This is a genomic window from Erwinia mallotivora (assembly GCF_000590885.1).
GTDB lineage: Bacteria > Pseudomonadota > Gammaproteobacteria > Enterobacterales > Enterobacteriaceae > Erwinia > Erwinia mallotivora.
Window position 1 is genome coordinate 42,057 of the sequence record NZ_JFHN01000026.1, and the last position, 24,306, is coordinate 66,362.

At 58.3% G+C, this 24,306-nt stretch carries 14 protein-coding genes and 1 pseudogene; 4 read left to right on the forward strand and 11 right to left on the reverse strand.

Annotation, left to right across the window (positions count from 1 at the left end):
* Window positions 1–33: 33 nt before the first annotated feature.
* From bcsC to bcsR, 5 genes and pseudogenes are all read right to left on the reverse strand, one after another.
* On the reverse strand, window positions 34–3,498 hold the full coding sequence (bcsC, locus tag BG55_RS04505) for a cellulose synthase complex outer membrane protein BcsC (protein WP_034934768.1): 3,465 nt from the start codon (window positions 3,496–3,498) through the stop codon (window positions 34–36).
* Window positions 3,498–5,795, reverse strand: a pseudogene (gene bcsB, locus BG55_RS04510) (cellulose biosynthesis cyclic di-GMP-binding regulatory protein BcsB). The gene bcsC and the pseudogene bcsB (BG55_RS04510) overlap by 1 nt, the downstream one beginning before the upstream one ends.
* A 7-nt stretch (window positions 5,796–5,802) precedes the next feature.
* The gene (gene bcsA / locus BG55_RS04515; protein WP_034934770.1) at window positions 5,803–8,400 is read right to left on the reverse strand and encodes a UDP-forming cellulose synthase catalytic subunit; all 2,598 of its coding nucleotides are present in this window, start codon (window positions 8,398–8,400) and stop codon (window positions 5,803–5,805) included.
* A complete protein-coding gene (gene bcsQ / locus BG55_RS04520) occupies window positions 8,397–9,128 on the reverse strand; it encodes a cellulose biosynthesis protein BcsQ (protein WP_034934772.1) in 732 nt (243 codons plus the stop codon). Before bcsQ ends, bcsA begins: the two co-directional genes overlap by 4 nt.
* Entirely contained in the window at window positions 9,128–9,322 is a 195-nt protein-coding gene (gene bcsR, locus BG55_RS04525) for a cellulose biosynthesis protein BcsR (protein WP_034934775.1), read from the reverse strand. The genes bcsQ and bcsR overlap by 1 nt, the downstream gene beginning before the upstream one ends.
* A 321-nt stretch (window positions 9,323–9,643) precedes the next feature.
* Here bcsR and bcsE point away from each other — a divergent pair, with 321 nt between their 5' ends.
* From bcsE to cui, 4 genes are all read left to right on the forward strand, one after another.
* Complete coding sequence (bcsE, locus tag BG55_RS04530) at window positions 9,644–11,188, forward strand: cellulose biosynthesis protein BcsE (protein WP_034934778.1); 1,545 nt, start codon at window positions 9,644–9,646, stop codon at window positions 11,186–11,188.
* Window positions 11,185–11,367 (forward strand): cellulose biosynthesis protein BcsF, encoded by a 183-nt coding sequence (gene bcsF, locus BG55_RS04535; RefSeq protein ID WP_034934780.1) that lies wholly within the window; start codon window positions 11,185–11,187, stop codon window positions 11,365–11,367. The genes bcsE and bcsF overlap by 4 nt, the downstream gene beginning before the upstream one ends.
* Window positions 11,367–13,019: a cellulose biosynthesis protein BcsG gene (gene bcsG, locus BG55_RS04540; protein ID WP_052018689.1), complete on the forward strand. Its 1,653-nt coding sequence runs from the start codon at window positions 11,367–11,369 to the stop codon at window positions 13,017–13,019. Before bcsF ends, bcsG begins: the two co-directional genes overlap by 1 nt.
* Before the next feature lie 559 nt (window positions 13,020–13,578).
* Window positions 13,579–14,115 (forward strand): colicin immunity protein Cui, encoded by a 537-nt coding sequence (cui, locus tag BG55_RS04545; protein ID WP_034934782.1) that lies wholly within the window; start codon window positions 13,579–13,581, stop codon window positions 14,113–14,115.
* A 116-nt stretch (window positions 14,116–14,231) separates the two neighbouring features.
* On the opposite strand, the gene BG55_RS04550 is transcribed toward cui, so the two are convergent.
* The 6 genes from BG55_RS04550 to bcsB (BG55_RS04575) all read right to left on the reverse strand — a co-directional run.
* Window positions 14,232–14,723, reverse strand: coding sequence for a colicin-like pore-forming protein (locus BG55_RS04550; protein WP_338070020.1), 492 nt, complete (start codon window positions 14,721–14,723; stop codon window positions 14,232–14,234).
* A gap of 442 nt (window positions 14,724–15,165) precedes the next feature.
* Window positions 15,166–16,671, reverse strand: coding sequence for a phospholipase effector Tle1 domain-containing protein (locus tag BG55_RS04555; RefSeq protein WP_052018691.1), 1,506 nt, complete (start codon window positions 16,669–16,671; stop codon window positions 15,166–15,168).
* A 123-nt stretch (window positions 16,672–16,794) separates the two neighbouring features.
* Window positions 16,795–17,793: a family 8 glycosyl hydrolase gene (locus BG55_RS04560; protein ID WP_420889603.1), complete on the reverse strand. Its 999-nt coding sequence runs from the start codon at window positions 17,791–17,793 to the stop codon at window positions 16,795–16,797.
* 5 nt (window positions 17,794–17,798) lie between these two features.
* Entirely contained in the window at window positions 17,799–18,266 is a 468-nt protein-coding gene (gene bcsD, locus BG55_RS04565) for a cellulose biosynthesis protein BcsD (protein WP_034934784.1), read from the reverse strand.
* Window positions 18,267–18,268: 2 nt separating this feature from the next.
* Window positions 18,269–22,084 carry a cellulose biosynthesis protein BcsC gene (locus BG55_RS04570; protein WP_034934809.1) on the reverse strand — a complete coding sequence of 1,272 codons (3,816 nt, stop codon included), beginning with the start codon at window positions 22,082–22,084 and terminating at the stop codon, window positions 18,269–18,271.
* A 5-nt stretch (window positions 22,085–22,089) separates the two neighbouring features.
* Window positions 22,090–24,306: cellulose biosynthesis cyclic di-GMP-binding regulatory protein BcsB (bcsB, locus tag BG55_RS04575; RefSeq protein ID WP_034934811.1), on the reverse strand; the 2,217-nt coding region annotated here is incomplete at its 5' end.

A 24,306-nucleotide genomic window follows, 5' to 3' on the forward strand; every position in this document is an offset into this window, starting at 1 on the left:
TGACCAGGCAACGTTAAATATCAGCACGTTAGCCTAATTGAAGTCGGCATACGGCGTTAACGGCTGCACGGGCATATCCAGATCACCCTGCCAGCCCGTCATCGAATAACGTACATAGAGTAAACCCTGGCTGGGAGTGTAATCTTTCGCCTGTTGCAGATCCACACCCGCGCCCAGCGTCCAGTGCGCACTGAGGCGTCTTTCCACCGCCGCCTGCACCGTGTAACCGAACCCGCTGCTGCTGCCGTCACTGCCCGTCGGGTTATCGCCAGTCAGCGAGGTATCAGAGAGGGGATAGCGCGGTTCGCCACGGCTGCGGGATTGTGACCATGACAGCGAGCCACCGAGACTCCACGACCAGTTTTCGCTGCGCTGACGGTAAGTGAGCGGAATCGCCAGCGACTGGTAACGCTGTGGACTGTAATAGCCGCCCTGGCCCAGCGAATAATCACTGAGATCGTGAGCGTAGTGCCACAGCATCGCGTTCAGCCCCACCGTCACCCGGCGATTATCTTCATTAATCAGCTTGTAGTAATAACCCGCCATCAGCCGCTGACGGCTGTTGTCGCGGACATTTTCGCCGGTCAGCTGATGCGCGCCAAGGCTGGCCCACAGACCATTAGCCTCGCCACGATCGTAACTCAGGCCGATCTCGCCGCCGGTCGCCACCACGCCGCCCCAGCGTTTACCGCTGGCCTCTGCGGGGTCACGCGCCCCGGCATAGGCCAGTAACGAACTGGAAACCGGCCTGCGTGATGCGGTGACCGACACGCCAACATCCTGAATACTGTCGTGCCAGGTCAGGCCACCGACCCAGTTAGTCACCTCAAAGCCCAGCGGCGTGGTGCCCAGATCCGCCGACCAGCGCTCGCTGTTGTAGCCAAGGCCAACGCTGGTGCCGTTCTGGTGCTGCCGGAAATCCCGGCGACAGACCGCATCCGTACTGGCACAGGTGCCAAAGTTGTCGTCAATATTACCCTGCGCATTTCGCGAAAAAGTCCCGGCAGAGAGGGAGACATTATCCAGCCGCACAAAACCTTTGCCTGCCGCCAGCGGCGTCTCCAGCTGCATCATGGTGGTGTGGGCGGTGAAATCAGAGATACCGCCAGTGCCTTTGCTGCGGGAATAATCCTCCGCAATGGTCAGGGTGGTGTCCTGCTGCCGGGCAAGCGTGGCGGCATCGCTGCGGATACTCCGCTTCAGCCAGTCATCGGCCGGGTTATTGCGGGTCAACCGGGTAAGCGCCTGCTGATTTGTCGGTAGCGTATCGCTGATGCCACTGGCCAGCATCGCCCGGCCATAATCATCCTGCGCCGCAACCGGCTGCTGCTGGCTGGCGGCCAGCCGGGCGGCATCGCGAAACAGCAGCGCGCTGCCTGCGGAAGGCATCTCTTTTTCCGCCTGCGGTTTGAGGCGGCGATAAAGTGCCTGAGCATGGGCCGCATCCCCGACCGCCAGCCAGGCCGCCGCCACCCGTCGTCCGGCATTGACACTCTCCGTCACCGTGGTTGGAGGCAGCGCCACCAGCCGCTGTCGGACCTGCGGCAGCTGCTTCAGCGCCAGCAGCGCGTCAATCTCCCCCAGTCTGGCGGTGGTGTTTTGCGGCTCAACCGCCAGCACCGCGCGATATCCATGAAGTGCGCGCTCACTGTCGCCCTGCGTCATCGCCCAGTCGGCGCGGGTAAGGGTAATCCGTGTGGATGCAGGTAGCGTGTCGAGCAGCGCGTCTGCCGCCGCCCGATCGCCTGCGGCATACAACCGTTCGGCGCGGGCAAGGCTCATCTCCATCATCAGGCGAGCGTGCAGATCGTTAAGATTTTGATCCCAGCGGGCGGTCGGCAGGCGATGCAGCTGGCGCAGAGCCTCGTCAGTGCGGTCACTGGCAGACAGATACAGCGCGTACGCATACACCTGGCTGGCATCCTCCGGTTTCCGTCTGGCCAGCGCGGCCATCAGACTATCCGCCGCCTGCCGCTCTCCCGTCTGACGCAGCGCGCCCGCCAGACGGTAATTCAGCCAGACGTCATCGGGCGTCGCCCGCTGTGCCTGTCGATACGTCGCGACCGCCTGCGGCCAGTTTCCGCTGGCGGCCAGCCGATCGCCTTCGGCGCTCAGCAGCGTATTGTTGAGCGTGACCAGCGTATCGTTCAGCGCCCGCTTCTGTCTGGCGGGCAGGCTGTTTATAAAAGCCATCGCCCGTTGGGGTGACTGCTGTTGATACAGCGTCACCAGCCGTCTTAACGCGGTGATATTGGCAGCATCCATCCGCCATGCCTGGCGGTAATCCCGTTCGGCCTGCGCCGGATTTTTCTGCGCCAGCGCCACATCGCCCAGGCCAATTAATGCATAGCCATCGCGTCCATCCAGCGCACGGGCCTGCTGATAATGCAGCGCGGCGCGGCGCAGATCGCCGACAGCCACGGCGCTGTCACCCTGAGCAATCGCCAGCCAGTAGAGATTTGAACGTTGCAGGCTGCGCCATTTGTCGATATCGGTGCCCTGCCCGTCGGCAGCAATCGCCCGCTGATACCAGACGCCGGCTTCGGCGCGGCGGTTGGCCCGTGAATAAGCCTGGCCCATCGCGCCCAGTAACAGCGGGTCATTGGGCGTGGCGTGCAGGGCGGCTCTTAATGCCGGAATCGCCGCGAGGCTCTGCCCGCGATCAATCATTGCCAGCCCGCGCAGACGTTGCTGGTAAGCCGGGTCGGCCAGCATTTTTTGAGCAGCGGCCAGCGCGGCCAGGCCATCCGCCTGCGGCTGGTCGCTGGTGAAGGTGGCAAGGTACTCCTTCAACGCCACCACCGTTTGCGGCGTGACCGGCTCAGACTGGATGGTTTTCAGCCACAGCGCTGCGGCCTGGCGGCGGCCAGCAGGTTCGGCGGCCACCTGCTGCAACTGGCGTATAGCGGCCTGACGCTGGTCGCGGCTCAGCTGCATCCGGGCAATGGCGAGGCGTACGCTGATACTGCCTGGCGCATCGCCATCCAGCGCCTGCAACTGTGCCAGCGCCAGCGACTGCTGACCAGGCAGACGCGCCACCAGCTGCCAGTACTCCAGCGCAATATCTGTGGCAGGAAAAACGCCGTGAAACTGCCGATCATAAGCGGCCCGCGCCTCCGCCAGCCGACCCGAAACCGCCAGCAGTCGGGCCTGCTGGAGTTGCTGTCTGCCCGCCGCGCTGGTCAGGCGGACCCCGGCCTGCGCCTGGCGGGTAATGGCTGAATCCGGCGAAATCGCCTCCAGCCGCGTCAGCAGCTGCCGCGCGCGATCCTGCTGGCCCTGATGCAACGCGAGGCGGATTTGCGCCGCGATAACCTGCGGATTATCCGGGGCAATTTTTTCCAGCCGGTAGAGCGACTGGCTGACCAGATCGTCGCGGTATACCGATTCACCGACCCGCACCTGTTGTAGCAGCCAGTCAACCGGCTGCACCATCTGTGGCGCGGCGAAGGTGGTCAGCGGCAGCAGCAGCAACCCGGTCAGCAGCGGATGCTTCACTAAAACTCGTCCTCGTCACCCAGACGGCGGCGGCCTGTGCTACGCATCAGACGCCACACCAGCAGACCAAACAGAATCACCACCACGGCGGCAAACACCGCTAACAGCACCGGATGGGAGGCCAGCGCATTCCACACCCGTTCCCACCAGGGCAGATGCCCGACCCAGTAAGTCTCACCAACGCGCAGGCTGTTGACGCCGGATTCGCGAATAACCGACGCTTAACCGAAGATGGCCGCACGTTTCTCACTGTCGCTCAGCGCGCCGTTGAGCAATTGCCAGGCTCGCGGGCTGTCCGCCAGCAGGGCGACCACGCTGCGCTGTGGATAAAACGGCGACTGAAAACCCACCAGCGCCGCCATCGGTCCGGTGGAGCTGATGGTGGTCTGACTTTCGGGCCGACGATCGTCTGCGGAAGACTGACCGTAGTCCAGCACCGCCTGCCGGTCGGGCTTGTTGACCCGACTTTTCGCCGCCTGCACCAGCAGATTGATATTGTTGTTATCTCTTAAATCGTCCGGTATAGCGCCCATCATCAGCAAATCCGCATCCTGCGTTTTCGCCTGACGCCAGTCGTCGGTCAGCCGCACCTTCAGCGCCGGGTAACCGGTCTGCGCCGAGATATTCCCCAGGGTATTTAACAGCGCGCTGACCCGGTCGGCGGCGGGTTTACTCTCCACCAGCACCAGGGTGTCAGCCAGATCGGCGTTGCGGCTGAAAGGAAAACCGGCATTGGCAAATGCGCTGAGCGACGGCATTTCGATATAGTGGCGATAGCCGGAGAAGTCGATGGTGGATTCCGGATCGACCACCACATGGTTACTGACCGGGGTAATGGTTTCGCAGCGGCCTTCGTTGGTGTTGTTGTTGAAGGTGCCGCCAATAAAGGTGCTGGCATAGTCAAAATCAAAGCGCAGCTGGTTCACCACCCCGAGCCGCAGGGCCGGAATGGTCAGTTGGGTACTGCCGTCCAGTAGCCCCTGAACCAGCGGGATGCGCATCAGCTGTCTGCCGGTATCACGCTTGTTGGTCAGCGGATAATCCTGGACAAACTGGTCATTAAGGTTGACCGCCAGCCGCGAACCGTCATCCTGCACCGGCGAGGTATAGCGATAGTTAATGGTCATATCGATTCCCCGCGCCCGCACCAGGAACAGGTCCGGCGGCAACTTCAGCGTCAGTGACACCGGCGCAGGCTGCATCCCGTCAGACTGCAACTGTCCCTGGAACTGTTGCAGTTCACCAAAGGTGGTCGCCCTGTCGGTACGCACCCAGTTCGGCGCGTCATAAAGTTCACGCGGTGCCAGCGCCTTCACCCTGTCCACTACCGCCACCTGACCCCGCAGCAGCACATCCCCCTGCGCAATCCCCTGGACGGCGTTCAGCAGGTCTTTATCATCGCGTCCCAGAATCAGCAGCAGTTTCTGCCAGGGATTATTCGGCGGACTGATCATCGCCACCGTCGGCTGGTCCACCGGCGGCAGGGTTTTCAGAAAATCTGGCCGCTGCCCGTTGGTGGCAAAAACCACCGCGTGGCGCTGCGGCGGCAACTGGTTGTACAACACCGGGAAGCTCTGCCCACGCCAGTCCGCTTTGGTGCCAAACCACGAAGCCAGGATCGCCGCCGCCCGCTGCTGGTCGGCATCGGGCGCGCTGGCAAACACCACCGGCAGATTCAGCGGGCGGTTATCACGCGCATCGAAAAAAGGCTCCGGGAAGTGGGAGAGGTCGTCTTTCAGCGGCAGTTTTTGCAGCGTCAGCTGTAGCGCGCTCTCTTTATTGATATCCAGCCAGATGGCGCTGTTGGCCGGGTTTTCGCAAACGTTAGCGTAATGGCCGACCAGTTCAAAACGGATACGGTTGAAATCGCTGATAAAACGCGGATCGACCGACAGCGCGATCTGATTATTTTTACCCAGCTGATCCTGGCTCAGCGTCACCAGCCCCACCAGCTGATCGTTCAGATAGACCTTCAGGTGCGACAGCGCGGGCATCAGCGAGGGTGAGGCCTGAAAGTTGAGGTTCAGTATTGCCCGGGTCACCACTTCATCGCTGCGCACGCCAAACTCAATCTGTCCCTGGGGCCGGGTGCCCTGCAAGCTGAAGCTGCCCGGCGGGGGCGCAATGCGGGCAAAATCCAGCGTGATGTTACGTACCGGGGAGGCCGGATCGGGCAACACCCTCTGCGCAGGCGCATCGGCGTCGGTCAGGGGGCGCAGGGTATCTGAAGTCGCGGCCTGCGACAGCGATATCACGCCCATCAGTAAAGCGGCCAGCCAGCGTCGTTTCATTATCATCTTGTCATCATCTGTCGGGTTTCAGGGCGCTCAGCGATACAGCCCTAGGGAAAAAGGAGGCCAGCCAGCGCACCAGGCGGCTCAGCATGGCAAAAAGTACAGGGAGTGGGCGAGGACCGTATTCCGCCAGACGCAGATACCCCTTAAAGCCCAGTAGCAGGATATCGGCCAGGCTCTGCATCGGTCTGTCTTCCGGAAAGCTCTCCTGCCACAGCGCCCAGGTATCGGCCCGGGCAAAGGTGCACTGAATAAAGTCCACCTGTTGTGCGGTGGTCAGCTGATGCAGGCGAATGCCGACACGACGCCCGAAGGTGCGCTGAACGCAGCAGGGAAAACTGAACTCCTGCTGCCCACGGCGCAGCAGCAGCCACACTTTCTCGTTTTCGCTGAAGATATGCTCTTCGCGCATCTCCAGCCCGACGCCGCCGTCCGAATAGTCGCGCAGCGTACCGGGGAACATATGGCCGTCTTCCCGCGCCAGCGCCGCCGGCATGGCTATCTCCACCCGGTGCGCCTCGCGGATTTGCCGGGCTTCGACCGAGACGGCCACCGCGCCCCCCAGAATGACCATGTTGTAGAGCACCCAAATCAGGCTGACCAACACCGTCAGCACCTCATGCGGCGGCCCGGCATGGAGTCGCCAGACGGCGGCAAGCACCCCCAGCAGATTGAGCAGCACCAGCAGCATATAGGGACGGGTGATCACCCAGTCGAGATGCCGTTTCTCCACCAGACCGCCTTTGGCGGTGACGTTAAACCGGCCTTTGTGCGGTCTGAACAGCGCCACGGTGGTCGGTATGGCGATATACCAGGCCAGCACGGTTTCGTAGACTTCACTCCAGAAAGAGTGCCGCCAGCGTCCCTGGATACGCGAATTGGTCAGGCTGGTGTGGAGCATATGCGGCAGCACAAAAATGGCGATGGTCAGCGCCGGAGCAAAAATAATGAAGGCGTGAAACAGCAGGAAAGCCAGCGGGGCCAGCAGGAAGATCAGCCGGGGGATACCGGCGAGAAAGTGCAGCATCGCATTGGCATAGCACAGGCGCTGGACCAGCTTCAACCCCTTGCCCTTCAGCGGGTTATCCAGCCGGAAAATCTGCACCATGCCGCGAGCCCAGCGAATGCGCTGACCGATATGGGCTGACAGGCTTTCGGTCGCCAGGCCGGCCGCCTGAGGGATGCGGATATAGGCCGAGGTGTAGCCGTGGCGGTGCAGCCGCAGCGAGGTGTGGGCATCTTCCGTGACGGTGTCCACCGCGATACCGCCGATCTCATCCAGCGCGGTGCGCCGGATAACCGCACAGGAACCGCAGAAAAACGCCGCATCCCAGACATCATTGCCGTCCTGCACCAGGCCATAAAACAGCGTGCCTTCGTTTGGCGTGCGACGAAACCGTCCCAGGTTGCGTTCAAAGGGATCGGGGGAGAAGAAGTGATGCGGCGTCTGCAACATCGCCAGCCGGGGATCTTTCAAAAACCAGCCCAGCGTCATTTGCAGAAAAGAGCGGGTCGGTACATGGTCACAGTCAAACAGGGCAACAAACTCGCCCCGGCAATGGGTCCGCAGGGCATGGTTGATATTGCCCGCTTTGGCGTGTTCACGGCTGGTGCGGGCCACGTAATGCACACCGATTTCAGCGGCAAAGGCGCAAAAATCCGCACGATTGCCGTCATCCAGCAGATAAATGTTCAGCTTCTCTTTCGGCCAGTCAATGCCGAGGGCAGCATACAAAGTGGGCTTAACCACGCTGAGCGGCTCGTTGAAGGTCGGGATCAGCAGATCGACGGTTGGCCAGCTGCTGATCGCTTCCGGCATCGATACCGGCTGACGGTGCAGCGGCCACAGCGTCTGGAAATAGCCAAGGATCAGCACCACCCAGGAGTAGGTTTCTGCTGCGATCAGCAGGAAGCCGAAAGTCAGGCTGACCGGATCGTCCCAGTTCAGCGTCGCGGTGAAGCGCCACCACAGATAGCGGCAGGAGATGGTCAGCGACAGCACAATCATCATCATGGTGGGCAGACGGCCCGGAATGCGCCGCACCACCATCGCCACGCCCCACAGCAGCATGACAAAAACAAACTGGGTGAACACCGAAAACGGCTGGGAGATACATAAAAAGGCCAGCAGGGTGGCAATCAGCACGGCGCAGCTAAACAACGCCTTGCGCAACAGCGCTGGCATCTGCCACAGCAGATGGTCGGCGCGCTTTTCCAGATCCCGCTGACGGGCCCACAGCGGCAGCCTTTCCAGACGCAGATAAAGCCACTGACGGCAACGGGCAAAGGTCAGAACGCGGGCACGCTGACCAACCGTCGCTGCATTCTGCGGCATCACCACCAGCAGCCACAGGCTTTGCAGCGCATAACGCAGGATATCTGCCGGACGCGGACGCTGCGCCGAAATGTGCGGATAAAACCGGTGCCGCCGGGCGAACACGCGCTGCCACTGTGGCGTTTCGAAACGAAAAATGGCCCAGCCCAGCGCACGCCAGCCGCAGTGAAGCGCGGCGGTCAGGGGCGACACGCTCTGCCGCCGGTAACCGGCGTAACGCAGACGCAGCGCCTGCCACAGGGAGGGCACCAGCAGCCAACGCAGCAGCATCATGCTGTTTTGCCACGCAGGTTAATCAGCGCCCAGTTTGCCAAAGTCATCATGCCTTCCGCCGCCAGGCTCAGTGGCCGGTACTCCCCCAGCGGCTGCTTGTTGAGCAGCGCTTCCGCCACCGCCTCATCAAGATGGATGGTTAGCGGGATAAGATTGTGCAGGCTGCTCAGCCACAGCTGGTGAATATCCTGCCGCGCGCGGTTTAACGGTGAAAACTGATTGATCAGATGCAATGTGCCTGGCAGAAATCGCTGTTGATGCAGCCGGATGTGGCAGTTAGCGTCTGGCACAATCACGCTGATCGTCCGGTCTGCCCCGGCCAGCAGGGTGCGGGTCCAGGGCGTATCCCCGGCAGGAATATCCAGTAAAATCCAGGCATAATGCTGTTTCAGCTCGGCTAACTGCGCAGGCCAGCGGCTGAAAAAGTCCAGTGGACGGGCAGCAAAGTCCATCTTTTCTTCATCGCTGAGCTGACCAAAAGGAATAAAATCGAGCTGCGGCGCATAGCGCATCGCGCTCTGCTGCCAGGGCTGCTGGTCAACCGCCGCGCGAAGCCAGCCGCGCGACAGACCGGCGGGCATATTAAAATGCATACCCAGCAAATTATCGGCTGAAAAATCCACTGCGATTGTCGCTTCACCCAGCTGGCTCAGCGCCCAGGCAAAAGCTGCGGTCAGTGATGTTGCGCCTGCCCCACCCCGCAGTCCCTGTATGGCAATCACCGGCATTACAGAACCTTGTCTGCTTTCGAGGCAAGTTCAGCCAGCAATGGCCAGCGGGTGACGATTTCGGTCACTCTTTCCTGAACGGCAATATCCACGTAGTGCCAGTTCCGCAGTGAAAATGCTTTACTTAACGCGCGAATATCATCCTCGGATTCACGGTCCGACAATTGCGCGGGGGTGAGGTGTTCACCAATCATGGATAGCCTTATGCAGCAGAGCGTTAATAACGCTCATTTAAGAAATTTCCTGGCTTAAAGCCTGTCCCATCAGGCGTTATTGTCGCTGCCAGTCTGGATACGGACAGCGCGCAAAAACCGGAGCGTACACCGAGTACGTGAGGATTCAGAACACTGCCCGGGTTCAGAATGGCAGGTAAACCAGCCCTGATGGCCAGACTCTTAGTTTTAAATCTGTTGGCAATAAGTTGTACTATATATTGGCAGGAATACAATGGCTCTGCTTTATTTTTCTCTGGTTCTGTTACCAGTCACTTTATACATCGGATTGCGAAAATTCCTATGGTTCCGTCATTCACATTAGGCTTCGGACAGGTCAGAGATGAATTAATGCTGATGCAGTCATCAGGCTGTTACTGGTTAACCGCTAACCGTGAGGAAGATGCCCGCTCGCTGGTGCGTCAGTGTATTTCTCAACAACCTTCAGTGGCACTGATTACTGCCGGATCGGCCCCCGAATCCTTGCTGGATCCGCCGCCCGCAGCGGGTTCTTCTGCTGTCCCTCTTTTTTCGCTGGCCGGGACGCGTCGTGCGCTGCTGGCATTTGCCGATGATGTCGCCAGAATATTTAATGATAAACCCCGGCTGTTAATATTTTTTAATTCCTCCGAATTGTGGGAAAAATTAGATCCAGAAGAATTAAAATCATGGATAAAAAAAATACAGCGGACATTAAGCAAAAAATCACTGTCGCTTCTTATTATTACTTCCGGTTCCGGAATTAATCATTTGCGCAGTCAGTTGCAGGTATTTTATCGCCATATTGACGGGCTGGCCCATCTTGACTGGCAGCAGGACAGCTGGCATTACCGAATTAACTGGTGGGCAAATAAAACCGGTATGGTGGCCGACCGCACCGTGCGGTTTGCCTTCAAAGAACCGCGCTTTGTTCTGCTTAATCAGCAGGCGCAGAAACCCCCGCTGACCCTGAATGATGAGCAGCTTTTCCTGGCCGAAAGATCGGTGCTGGAAGGCGCACCGCCACTCTCCAGCCAGTGGAGCCTGTTTGACGATAACGACAGCCTGTATGAGCGCGCACAGCAGGCAAGTGCGGCCACGGTGGTGTTTTCGCTGCAACAAAGTGACCAGATTTCCTCGCTGGCGGCACAGGTGCACAGCCTGCGCCGCACGCGGGGAACGGCGCTGAAAATCGTGGTGCGTGAAATGCAAACGGCGCTGCGTTACAGCGATGAACGGCTGCTGCTGGCCTGCGGCGTCAATGCGCTGGTGCCGTTCAGCGCACCGTTGTCCCGGTTTCTGACCGCGCTGGAAGGCATTCAGGGACAGTCTTACAATCGCCACGTTCCCGCCGATTTCAGCGTACTGCTGGGTTCCATGCGCCCGATGCAGGAGCGCGGCTATCTGCCGCTGGAAGATTTTTGTCCGTCGGTCACCCAGCTGGTCAATAACACCCTGCTACCGGAGAACGGCAAAGGTCTGCTGGTGGCGCTGCGCCCGGTTCCGGAGCTGAAAGCCGAACAGGCCCTGACCTTGTGCAAACCCCGCCGCGACGGCGATCTGGTCACCCGGGTGGGAGACAGACTCTACCTGTTCCTCTCATCCTGCCGGTTTAATGACCTGAACACGGCGCTGAAATTTATCTTCCGTCTGCCGCATGACGAGATCTTCACTAACCGGCTGGTGTGGTACGAAGATTTACAGATTTTATCGGAAATTCGACTGATCGCCCGCAACGTGCCATCCCCCTGGCGTGCGGTTCAGCCGGTAGCGGAAAGCGCCCAGGCAGAGCCGCTGGCCGAACCGCCCCTGCGCAGAAAACCCCAAATGATCACCATCGGCGCGCCTTTCACGGAAGAAAACAGATGACATTAATCGATGTGGTGCAAATCCTGATACTGATGGTTTTGCTGTTACTGCTGTTGAAACCCTTTTATGCCCGCTGGCTGCCACGACAGTGGCGGCGGCTGGTGCTGCGTATTACCCCGCCTCGCGCACTGAAATACCAGGGCACCTGGCGACGAAAATCTTCAGAATCGGATAAATAATGAATCAACACCAACCTGTGAAGCCAGATCCCCTCCTCCACTGGCGGGGCCTGGGCGGCTGGAATTTCTACTTCCTGGTCAAATTTGCCCTGCTGTGGTTTGGCTACCTTAATTTTCATGCGCTGAGCAATCTGGTGTTCCTCGCCGCGCTGCTTTTCCCCCTGCCCTCGCCACGCCTGCATCGCCTGCGTCACTGGCTGGCTGTTCCGGTGGCTATCGCGCTGTTCTGGCATGACACCTGGCTACCGGGCCCGGAAAGCATCGCCAGCCAGGGTTCTCAGCTGACCGGTTTTTCCGGCGCATACCTGCTTGACCTGGCGAACCGTTTTATCAACTGGCCGATGATTGGCACCGGCTTTGTGATGCTGGTGGGCTATCTGTTTATCGCGCAGTGGCTGCGCATCACGGTACTGGTGACCCTGATGCTGCTGTGGATCAATCTGGTCAATCTTGCCGGTCCGGCATTCAGGTTGTTGCCTGACAGAGAAAGCACGCCGCAGGCCGTGCTGAACACGCCGACGCCGTCCGGTAACGTGGCAAAAGCGGCCAGTGCCAGCGACCAGTCGGCACCGCCGACCAGCGAAAACCTGACCGCCTGGCTTAACCAGTTTTACCAGAGTGAAAAGCAGCGTATCACCGCCTTCCCGGGCGCATTACCGGCGGACGCCACGCCCTTCGATATTCTGGTGATTAACATCTGCTCGCTCGCCTGGTCCGATCTGGATGACGCCCAGCTGCGCAATCACCCACTGTGGAAGCACTTTGATGTGGTGCTGAACAATTACAACTCCGCCACCGGCTACAGCGGTCCGGCAGGCATTCGCCTGCTTCGTGCCAGCTGCGGTCAGGCTTCCCACGCCTCGCTTTATCAGCCTGCCGATCAACGCTGCTATCTGTTTGATAACCTGGCGAAGCTCGGCTTTAAATCTGAGCTGATGATGGACCATACCGGCGTATTTGGTGACTACCTGAAAGAACTGCGTGACGATGGTCATTTGCAGGCACCATTGATGGTGCAGAACGGCATCAACGCCGCCTGGTCTTCGTTTGACAGCTCCCCGGTTTTGAATGATGCCGAGGTGATGCAGCGCTGGCTGGATGAGCGGCAAAAAAGTCACGATCCGCGCAGCGCCACCTTTTACAACCTGATCCCCTTGCATGATGGCACGCGGGAGCTGGGCAGCACCAAAACCGCCGCCTGGCAGCCCAGGGCCAGACAGCTGTTTGACCAGCTGGATGCCTTCCTGACCCGTCTGGATAAATCAGGCCGTAAGGTGATGGTGATTGTTGCGCCGGAGCACGGTGCAGCCCTTGAAGGTGACAAAATGCAGATGCCCGGCCTGCGTGACATCCCCAGCCCGGCGATTACCCATGTACCGGTGGGCATTATGTTCGCCGGTATGAAAGCACCGCATCAGCAGCAGCCATTACAGGTAGACGCCCCCACCAGCCTGCTGGCGCTCTCCGATCTGATTTCGCGGGTGGTGGACGGGCAGGTGTTTAATGCGGCCAACGTCAGCATGTCAGCGCTGACGGAGAATCTGCCGCAGTCGCCGGTGGTGTCGGAAAATGATAACGCGGTGGTGATCCTCTATCAGGGCAAACCCTGGGTTCGGCTTAACGGTGGCGACTGGGTGGCCTGGCCGCAGTAGGTGGGACAAACAGCTGAGAGTGAGGCCTGCGCAACTGGCATGCTGGTTGCGCAGGCAGCACAGCAGCGAGCTGACAGGTCGTTGCGATGAATCATTTCCCTTCCCGTTATTATCGAAGGCAGTTTCATTGCGGGCTGAGTTCATTTACTTTGCGCCCTGTTTTTGCCGGGTGGCAAGGATACTTCAGCACACAGGGAGCAGGCCGTTTTACAGTCTGCGGCACGACAATGCAAAACAGTACGCCGTTATAAAATGCTCTGCCAGGCTATATGCGTGGTATCACAAATTCCCCTGAGAATACTGACAGATAATATAAAGCCGCTTTATCATCGCTGGGACTGCAACATTCTGGTGAAAAAAGAGTGATGCCGGCCATGATTATCAATCTGGGCTGACAATCTTTCCGAACAGATGTCACAGCCACTTACCAGGAGCACAACGCAAAACGGGCGCAGCGCCGAGAGTCATACAGGGATTACAGGCACTTTCCGAACCAGGCAGGCGACCGGAGCAGCCCGACGGGACAGATTTCGGGTGAAATAACAAACAGGGAGATAATATGGAACACGCGGATATCGTCAGGAAAAACAATGAAATAAGCAAAAGAATGCTGGTTTTTATGGCACTTTCCGCGATACCAATACTGTTTATCTTTGCTTTTTATCAGGATGATCCACAATCCCCCCTGCTGAAAGAGATCGCCAGCTTCGGTGCAGACTGGCCCGCTTTGATGTCAGCTAAAAATCAATTAATGAGTAAGGTGATGGATATTTACTGCAAAACGGCACCCATTTTTGCACTGCTGTTTGTTTTGACATCACGCAATTGCCTGACTTTAAAAACCATAACTCCATTAAGTGAAAAGATAAGATCAGGAATTCTCTACTCCTTACTGTACGCGGTTATAATTTATATATTTATATTTTGTAATATAGAAATGACCACAAAAAGAAAACCATTAAAAATCGTAGCAGAAAACGACTATTTCCTTACGTTATTTTATGTGAGCATTTACTCTGGAGTTTTCGTTTTTAGCGTGTTTTTTTTGTGGATTATAATCGGAATATATAGGGAGTATAAAGAAAATATATCTTAGCGATTTATTTTTTATAACATCCTTACATGCAATTCTTCTATCTAAAGGTAATGAGTTAAATTATAATATATCACAGTAAAAAAAGGAGAGATAAAAGTGCTCTCTCCTTTTCTAATTTAATATGCAGGACGTATCAGTTCATTATTTATTTTATCTACTAATTTATCATCAATTAATGTAGCAGCAACACTAAACAATATTATTCCAAGAATAGTTACAGCTGTTATTAGAGATAAAGTTGATGATAAAGAAGTTATTATGCTGGTCAGTATCCCCAGTGCAAAGCTGGCGGCCAGACCACTCAGCACCCAGGATTCAACCTCAAGCATCAGCGGCTGCCAGTTTCCGGTTTCAAATCCTTCAATGCTTTTCTGGCGGATCTTTTCAACCTTCTGCACTACATCGACCGCCTTAAACGCTCTGGCAAGGTTGCCCAGCTTGTCAGCCATATCGTTGGCGTTCAGACTCCGCCAGGCATTAATTATTGCATCCTTATCAGCCTTATTAATTTTCATTCCAGGATTAGAGATGATTTTATTCAGAGATGCCATCGCCTGGTCTATATTACGGATATTTTTACCCTGAAAATTCCTGATATTATCTGCAATTTATTTTGCTAATGAACGGTATTTTTCACCCACATATACCCTTCATACTTCACGTTGCAGGTGCGTTGGCTGCACGAGCGCACCCCGGTCACTTACCTGAGTAAGCTCCCGGGGATTTACTCGCTGGCCGCCTTCCTGCAACGCGAATAATTTTCGGTAGATATTTATTTTTTGCATCCTGAAAATTGATTTTCGATCAGCGGTTGCGATGCTATTCTGCAAATAATTACAGGTCAATAATCAGTAAGAATAATTGCGGCATCTCTCATGTTTTTATCAGATATAAATACCGCACGCTTCGGCAGCAACAGCGATGAGACCGACCGTTGTGATTAATGGTGCCATTATTATCTGCTGTCAGATTTATTTTCGTCGCAGATGACGTTGCCGCTATTATTTATCTGGTACTTTTCCGATGCAAACAGACGCCAGGTAATTCCGCTCACATTTTCCGGCCATCCACGCTGTAAATCGTGCGTTGCCAGTGCCTGTCCGGGCGGTTAGTGAATGACAGCAGTTTGCCAGGCCTGACCGCGCCGGAAACGCAGCCACTTTCATCAACGCTGACGGCGTTCCAGTTGGCGGAACAGTGCAGATACTGCCCCGCCAGCAGGTTCAGCTCCGGGGTGGTAAATCCCACCGCCTGCCCACCGCTGCGTGCCGCACGTCCCAGGGCGACGGCCTTTTCACACAGGCTTTCCAGCTCCACAGGCAACGCCAGCTCAGGAAATGCCGGCACCGCCGGGGTAAAATGCGCACCGGCTTCCGAGGCCGCATCCAGCATTACCCTCAGCGCCACCTTCGCCCAGTCGTTGCGCACGCGGTGGCGCAAAACTGCCGCCGCGCCGCTGCGCTTTTGCAGCATACCGTAACGATCGGTCGGCATACGGTCGTCATGCCAGCTGACCAGCTGTGTCGGGTTGCTGGCGGTTAACAGCGCGCTGGCCGGGTAATGTCTCAGGGCATCAAGTTCTTCAGCTGCCCGCCGGTAGACTGCCGTGCTGGCATCATCGGTAGCAAGCGCAACGGTGGCAAACTGTGGCCGGGTGAGAAAACAGTTCTCTTCCTCCACCGGGTGATAGCCGCCGCCAATATCAGAATGGACGCCCGGCAAGGCCAGCTCCGGCCACGCCGGTTTGACACTGTTGAGGGCAAAGTTAAAGCGGCACTCGTGCCGGGCGGTAAGGTGAAAGACTTTCTCTGCCACGCCGGGGCGCAGTTCCAGCTGGACCTCGCCACTGTGCGCACTGTTGGGGTTAAGCCCATTGGCTGCGCTGCCAATCGCCGCAACGGTATCAAACAGCCCCAGAAAACGGACCTTCCCCGCCGCCGCACCCTGATAATCCAGCCCGCACAGGCCCTGTTGCAGCGCGGCGATAATTGCGCGGTCCTGGCTGAAAACCCGGTTGGCGAAGTGTCTGGCCGCCGCCGCTCCCCGGCTGAAGCCAAACAGATCAAATTGCAGTTCAGTGAGCGTGCAGCAAGCGGCATCAGGCTGGCTGCTGAAGAAATCACGCAGCAGATCGGCAATCGCCGCAATGGCTTTATCCGTTTTCGCCACCACGCCCCGTGCGCCGGTGCCCAGCGCCGTATCCAGCAGCCTGTCTTTCTCATCTGCTTCGGTGCCGATGCCATCGATATAGATACGCTGTTGTATCTGCCCTTCAGCAATCGGCAAATCGGTTTGATACAGGTTGTTCAGCCAGTGGATATTGGTGTAGTAGCCAAGATGGCTGCCCTGATGGCCGTCCTGCCCCAGTCGCGCCAGCGCTGACAGGGCCTGTTCATCGTCGAGGCCAAAATATTCCGCCGCGCAGGATTGCAGGCGGGAGGTGGTATTAACGGCATTGTTCGCCGTGCCGTCAAAAAAAATGCCGATGGTCAGAACCAACGCTGCCGGCTGTCGTCTGTTCTGCTGGTCTGTTGAAGTGGTCTGAATTGGGTTCATCTGGGGTCCCGGTGATCTCCGCCGTTTTCCCCAGTTAACCCCCTGCGCTACGCGTCAGACAATCCCTGCACCGCCGCATAATTTAGCGCGGCGAATGCAAAAATGAGTAAGTTGCTCAGACGATTAGCGATCTTTCATCGCTATCCACACCAGCATTTGCAGACTGGCCGAGTAGTAATCTTCTTTATCGCTTGACCGATCGCTCAAGCCGCCCGCATTAAGCGTCAAATCACGCACCGCCAGCAGCCCACCCGACATATTGTAAGGCGCTTTGTTATTGTTCAGCACATCGATCCACGCGGGGGTTTGCAGCCGTGAGAAGCTCATCCAGTAACGCTGGAAAGGCACCAGTTGCAGGCTTTGCGGGTCATACCACCAGACATACAGCGGGATGCGGATGGCGTCATAGCTGAAACGCGGGGGTTTCGCCGTGGCGGGAGCGACCGAGCCATCGGCATTCAGCACCACCCAGTCCACCGGCAGCCCCGCATCACCAAAGCGCATCTTCGACAGCAGATCCATACCGCTGTCGATCAGGTTATTCCACACTTTCAGGTGACTGCGGCTGGCAAAATCACGCCACGCGGAAAACAGGAAATAGGACGGATTGATAATCAGGTAGGTGGTTTTATCAAACCCCTGATTACCCGGCAGCATCACCGTGTAGCCGCCAAAGCTTTTCACACTGTGATCGGCAATGGCGCGCTGGATGCGGTCGGATGCCTGCAAATATCCGCTATTCTGCCACTTCTGTCCGGCCCTCAGCAGCGCCCAGGCGATCAACACATCGCCATCGGAGGCGTTGTTTTTATCCGCCACCGGATCGGCAGCCGCCGGATTATATTTCCAGTAAAACAGGCCGGTTTGCGGATTTTTAAGATGCTGCTGCGTCCAGCGCCACAGGCTGTCAAAGCTGCTGCGGTCGTTATACGACACCGCCATCAGCATGGCGTAACCCTGCCCTTCGGTGTGGCTGATATCGTTGTTGCCGGTATCCAGAATGCGGCCATCACCGGTCATAAAACGGCTTTTAAAGCTGCTCCAGCCGTCGGCTGCGCTGGCCTGCACACAGCTCAGCAGCATTGCTATTACTATTACGCTCGTCAGCCAAAGCTTCTTCACCCGTCTCACCTCTGGTAGCAGAAAGTTAATGTGGTTTCGTCGCTGGTTTGCTTACAAACCAGCGGGACGTCTGGCTGACCGCCCTGTTCAGCCAGCCAGCGCCCGTAGAGGCCGAGCAGCATCGCGCCCAGGGCCGCACGCCACTGAGGTCCGTCAATCACGCCGTCTCCCGGCGGCAGGGCCATATGGCAGATAAGCAGCGAGGTGGCATGAGGCTGCACATCGACAAAGCCCCAGTTAAAGCGCGCCAGCACCGCGTTGATCTGATACTCCAGATCGGCCACCGTCTGCGCTGCCGCCAGCGGATAGCGAGCGGCCAGCGTCTCGCCCATCTGCTGCAAAAACGCATGACTCTCCCGTTCGCCCGCATTGCGTAACATCCCGTTGATCATCACGCTGAGCAGATCAAACCAGCCAGGCTGATACTGCTGCTGACGGTAGTAGTTCAGCGTTCGCTCTGTCAGTTCATTCATGCTTATTTGTCCCCAAGCAGGTAGCGGAAGTAAAGCTGCACGCTGCTCTCGTTATAGTCACCGAAGGTGTCGTAGCCAAGCTGGCCGCCAATGGTGACATCTTTCGTCACCCGGTAATCCGCCCCGGCATGAAGTTTATAACCGATGCCGTTTTTGCTGCTGCCGCCATACCAGGCTTCAGTCACGTCACCGGCATCAAAGTAACTCTGCAACTGCTGCTGTTTCGCCGCATCGGTGGGGAAGTAAGCACTGCGATCCTGTGAATACGACTGGTAGCCCACCGAACCGCCAATCCTGACTTTGAGATCGTCGTAGTCCTTGCTCCAGTCCACCGGAAAAGAGACGGCCGCAAAGTTCTGTGGGCTGAAATAGCCGCCCTGACCATAGCTGAAGTAGCTGAGATTTTTGGAAAAATCCATCCAGCTGAAGCTGATGCCGGTCTTCAGTTCGCTGTTGTCATCATGCCAGGGGCGAAGATAGGCTCCTGCCGAACCAACCAGGCTCTGGTTAGTGGCGACGTTTTCACCCAGATAGCTGTAGCCGCCCGCGCTTAACCAGAATCCGGCATCGCCGTTATCGTAGCTCAGCATGGCGTTACCGCCGTTTTTGGTCACCTGACCCCATCTTTTGCCGGTGAGCTTGTCCTCCATGCCGACATATGAGAGCAGGCTGTCGGTGACGGCCCGACGTTCACCGGTCAGGATCAGCGTCAGATAATCCGTCAGCTTTGGCGACCACTGAATGCCCCCCACCAGCGTGTTCAGATCCTGCCCCAGCGGCGTGGTACCAAGATCGATTTTAAAATTGTCGTTGCTCAGGGCGAGATTAACCTCGGCCCCTGACGCATTCTGTGCGCCTGGCGAGTTGAGCGCCACCGATGACGGCGTGACGGCATTGGCCTGAGCGATACGCCCCTGCTCCAGCGCTTCGGTGCCGAAACGCGGGATAGCGCTACCGGACGCACTGCCGGCACTCAGGCTGAGCGGCGTCAGCGTAAAGTCAAAGCGCGTATCGCCATAGGGGACGGTGGAAAACATCAGCGGCGCTTTGGCTTCGGTCAGCTTGCTCAGGCCAGATTCGCCGTCACGCGATCGGACCTGCACCGTTCCCTGCGTCCAGTTGCCGGTGCGCTGCTGCAAATCATCCAGCATGTTATCGATCTGCTGGCGAGTCTGCTCCTGCTGTGTCGGCACATCAGCACTGGCCGTCTGGCCGCTACTGTCAGCGGCCACCGTGCTCTGCTGCCACGGCATCACCGCGCCATAAGTTGAAGGCGATGCGTTGTGGCGTACCGGCAGCGTGGTGCGGTTGATAAACGGGTTATCCGCCAGCACCATCCCGCCAATCACCGGCGGAGAACCGTCGGACGTCTGTTGTAAGCCGTTGATTTTTCCATGCGCAGTACGCAGCCAGGCCAGCGCCTGCTGATGATCGCCATCGGCCTCAGCGACGCGCGCCATCAGCAGCAGCCGCTGCGGCGTCTGCTCACCGCGCAGGCCAGCCACCAGCGCTTTCGCTTTCGGCAGGTTGTGTTCGGTCAGCGCCACGTTGATGGCCCCAATCCGCGCGTCCTGTGCGGGGGTGTCACGGGTAATCAGGTAATCGTAAACCACCCCGGCCTGTGCGTTCATTTTGCCGGACTGATAAAGTCGGGCCATCGCGAACATCAGATCGGTGTTTTGGGGATCGTGCTGCAACGCAGCAATCAGCTTGTCATAAGCTGCGGCATATTCGCCCTGATTTCGCAGACGATCCGCTTCGTTAATCAGATAACCATTCCGGATGCCCGCCAGCTGGGTGGGAGTACTGCGCGACTGCAATTCCGGATTACTGAGGAAGCTTTGCGCTTCACCCGCCAGCCCCGCCTGATTCAGCACCTGTACCTGGTCGGCATAATCACCGGCGTTACCTTGCACGCCGCGCTGCATGTTGTTACGCACCAGTGCAACCGCCCCTGGCAGATCGCCCGCCGCCGCCAGATTTTTCGCCAGGCTGCCCACATCCGCCGGATTGTCCGGTGGATTGACCGCCAGCGCCTTAAGGGTGTTGAGGGCGGCAGTGTTGGAACCCTGCGCCAGGTACTGCTGGGCCACGCCCATTTGCAGATTGAAATTGACCCGGCTGGCCAGATCGCGCATATCGCGGTTCTGATTACGCGGGGGGATGCGGGAAAGCAGGGACTGCGCCTGCTGCCACGCACCGTTTTCACTGGCAAACAGCGCCGCCGCATAGATTTCGTTACCACTGGCCCCCTGGCGGAAGGCGGGTTGCATCACGCCAGCCGCCAGGCTGGTGTTGCCCTGCTGCTGATAAATGCGCGCCAGATCCAGCCGCAGCCAGCCATCGTCAGGAAAGCGGCGAATTCCCTGCTGAAGCAGTCCCACCGCCTGGGCGATGTTACCGGCCGCCAGAGCCTGTTTGGCCTGACGGCGCACCGGCTCGCTGCTGGCAGTGGGTCGGGGTGCCATGCTGGCGCGCACCGTGTCGGGCAGCGCCGCCAGCAGGGTGTTGGCTTCCGCCGTGCGGTTCTGCTGGCGCAGCACGTAGAACAGCCCCTCTTTCGCCGAACGGTTATCCGGATTGCTCTGGAGCACCGCGCGGTAGGTCTGTTCAGCCGCATCCAGATGATTGCTGCGCCGCTGCACGTCAGCGCGAAACAGTCTGGCGGCAAGGCCTTTTTCGCCTTCGGTCTGGGTTAACGGCTCGCTCAGACTCAGCGCCTGGGCGACGTCACCCGCCTTCATCGCCTGCTGAGCCTGGCCAAGCTCAGCATAGAACCGGGCGTCGGCCGCCTGCTGCTGGCGCTGCTGGCTGTTGTCACCGCCCAGCTTTGCCGCCCGGTCAAGATAATCGGCGGCAGCGGCGTAATTCCCGCTGCGCTGGGCAACATAGCCCAGGCCCGCCAGCGCATCGGCATCCTGCGGGTTGGCCTTTAATACCCGGTCAAACGCCGTCTGAGCTCCGGAAACATCGCCGCTGTTCAGGGCGGTAAAGCCCTGGCCTTTCTCCGCGCCGCCGACATTTTTGCGGTAATAATCCATCACCGCGCGGTCCTGCGGGTGACGCTGCTGATAGTTCTGATAGAGCGCCGCATCCTCTGCCTGTGGCCCCAGCCACAGCAGCGCCTGACGCAACGAACGGTCGGCATCGGCGTTACCGCTCGCCATCCCTTCAAGGATTTGCAGCCCTTCGCGGCGGGTCGATTCCTGCCAGGTCAACGCCTTACCCAGCGCCAGCCTGGCTCCGGTATCCTGCGGGTGCTGCGCGGCAAACTGCCGCAGATTATCAATCGCCTGCGGCAGCAGCGTCCGGTCGCCCGCCATCGTCAGATAGTATTCCGCCGCCACGCTGTCCGGCGGCTCGTTGCCACTGAAGGTGTTGCGCCAGGTTTGCAGCGAAGCGGCAATATTGCCCGCTCTGGCCTGCTGACGGGCCAGCGACAGCTGGGCTGCGGGAATGGTCTGCATCTGACGGGCATTATCCAGTTCGGTCAGACGCGGGTCCTGCGGCGCAACCTGGCTGAGACGCGCCCGCCATTTCGCCGCGTTTTCATTATCCCCGCTCTGCTGCGCCCAGAGCGCCATCAGGTAGAGCGCCTGGCTGTTGTTGTTATCCACCATCAGCACTTTATTCAGCGCATCGCGGGCCAGATCGTCATGGGCTTTCTGGTGCCAGTAGCTGGCCTGGTCGAATAACGCTATCAGCGCCGGATTATTGCTCTGATCCGCCAGCGCAGGCGGCGTCAGCACCGAGGCCAGCAGCGTGATACCGGGCATCCACAGCGGGCGCATTCTGGCGGTAAGCGTGTTTATTTTCATCGTCATCACTTCTTATCGCCTTTGCCACGGGCATCATTCTGTGGATTGAGCCGCTTCCAGGCATGTTTTTTCAACAGCACGCAGGTACTCAGCCCGATGATTGCGGAGATCAATAACGCAAGGAAAGCCAGCAGCACCGCATGTTGGTTGGCGTACCACACCACCATCATGTACCACGGCATCTGGCCGCTGGGGAACTGCGCGCCAACGTGAAAACTGCGGATACCATTTTCATCGGTGATGATGGCGGTATCGCCACGAATACCGGCATTTATCCGCGCCAGCGACAGGTCATTGTGCAGGCGCGACAGTTGAGCATCATCGGTTGCCACCGTCATTACCACCACCCGCGAGGTGTTCCACGGCGAGCGGTAGCTGACAAAGCCGCGCCAGTCTTCGTTTGACGAAAAATAGCGGTCGGCATCCAGCGCCTGGCGATACCAGTCGCCGGTCAGCCAGCCGCGCAGGTTATCGCGCCAGCCCGGCTCTTTCACCCCCAGCGTATGGCTGTTCACCTCAAAGGGCGAATCACGCAGCATCGACTGGTTAAAGGCGGTTTGCGCCAGGGTGGAGACCGCCAGCACATCACTGTTTTGCAGCTGTTGCAGCAGCGTGCCACCTGCCGGAATGCCGAACATCACGCTGTTGTGGTACAGCGCCACGCCGGTGGCATTGCCGGAACGTCCCGCCAGATCCAGCAGAGCACTGATTTCCGCATTGCCCGGCTGCGACGCCAGCATCAGCACGGTTTGCGAGTAGTCAGCAAAACGGCTGAACGGAAAGGATGCGCCAACAAAATAGGAGAGGTTAGGCAGCAGCGTGAAATGACGGGTGTGGCTCAGGTCAATAAAGGCGTCATCTTCAATGCGGCTTTTAATATTGTTGTTGGTCAGCACGCCGCAGGGCGCGTTCTCTTTAGGTTTGATACTGAAATAGAGCTGGAGCTGGTTATCGCCATAAATCAGGTAGGGATCGAGCTTCAGGGTGTAATGTTCCTGACGTGCATCGCCGCCCAGGCGGTGCCAGATGTTCTCCAGCAGCCCGACTTTGTTTACCGTCAGATTACGCAAAAAGGTGCCGTTGAGCGTGACATTGAGGAAGGATTTATTTTCATCTATCCAGCTTTCTGACGGGAAGCGGTAGCTGAGATGAACCGGCAGACTGTCGCCGTCCCACAGAAACAGATCGGGCGCGGCGCGGAAGTTAACCCGCAGCGCGTCATGCCAGATGCCGTTGGTGGTCAGGCTTTGATCCTTACGCAGCAGATCGCGCAGGGGCACGGGTCGATCGGTGTTGATCCAGCGCGGCGCATCATACGCTTTACTGACCGGCATGCTGTGCTGCGCCACCGATAAGGTGTTGCTGTCCACGCTCAATGGCAGCGTGAGACGCCAGGCGGCCTGACGCAGATCGTCGTCGGTTTTACCGATCACCAGCATCAGTTTGTAAACCGGGTTTGCCGGGTTATCCACCAGTTGCAGGGTCGGCCCGCTGACCTCCGGCACCGGCAGCCCGGCGATAGTCTCTCCGGGCCTGGCGAAGATAATACCGTTCTTCTCCGGGAGCTCATTGCGTAATACCGGGAAGTGAATGCCGCGATAGTCAGTCTGAATACCCATCCAGGAGGAGACGATAGCCGCGGCGCTCACCTGGCCCGGCGTCACGCTTTGCCCGAAGATCATCGTCATGCTGGAGGGCGTCATACGCAGCGAGTCGATAAAGGGACGGGGGAAATTGCGCAGCGCATTACCCATGTTCAGCTGCTGTCCTTCCAGCGACAGCGTTGATTTTGGCAGAATCGTCACCTGGTACTGGCTGGCGCTGTCGCGTTCACGCAGCAGCTGGTCGGCATCGTTGATTTTAAAGCTGAGGTTGTTGCTGGAGACCACCATCGCCGCCGGGATATCGAGCTGATAATCTTCGCTGGCGCTGTCAGAGGCGCTCAGTGGCAGGGTGCCCAGAGGCTGGCCATTGAGCATCAGTTGCAGCGAGGTGTTGCGGGCGGCCAGTGCCTGCGACACCTTCAGCGAGAGATTCAGCCGCGCGTTGGTGATTACCTCGTCAGACGGCAGGGTGAAGATGATGCCCGACTGCAACTGACCGCCGGTGAGCGTAATGCCGCCGGGTTGACCCATCTGCGCCACAGAGACGGTACTGGCGAGCGGCTGATTTAGCATCATATCCGGCACGGCGGGGGATGGAGCGATGGCGCTCTGCCCGCC

Bases quoted from the DNA above. Each gene is read 5' to 3' on its own strand.
- bcsA (WP_034934770.1), bottom strand. From the start codon at position 8,400: ATGATGCTGCTGCGTTGGCTGCTGGTGCCCTCCCTGTGGCAGGCGCTG.
- bcsQ (WP_034934772.1), bottom strand. From the start codon at position 9,128: ATGCCGGTGATTGCCATACAGGGACTGCGGGGTGGGGCAGGCGCAACA.
- bcsR (WP_034934775.1), bottom strand. From the start codon at position 9,322: ATGATTGGTGAACACCTCACCCCCGCGCAATTGTCGGACCGTGAATCC.
- bcsE (WP_034934778.1), top strand. From the start codon at position 9,644: ATGGTTCCGTCATTCACATTAGGCTTCGGACAGGTCAGAGATGAATTA.
- bcsF (WP_034934780.1), top strand. From the start codon at position 11,185: ATGACATTAATCGATGTGGTGCAAATCCTGATACTGATGGTTTTGCTG.
- bcsG (WP_052018689.1), top strand. From the start codon at position 11,367: ATGAATCAACACCAACCTGTGAAGCCAGATCCCCTCCTCCACTGGCGG.
- cui (WP_034934782.1), top strand. From the start codon at position 13,579: ATGGAACACGCGGATATCGTCAGGAAAAACAATGAAATAAGCAAAAGA.
- BG55_RS04555 (WP_052018691.1), bottom strand. From the start codon at position 16,671: ATGAACCCAATTCAGACCACTTCAACAGACCAGCAGAACAGACGACAG.
- bcsD (WP_034934784.1), bottom strand. From the start codon at position 18,266: ATGAATGAACTGACAGAGCGAACGCTGAACTACTACCGTCAGCAGCAG.
- BG55_RS04570 (WP_034934809.1), bottom strand. From the start codon at position 22,084: ATGAAAATAAACACGCTTACCGCCAGAATGCGCCCGCTGTGGATGCCC.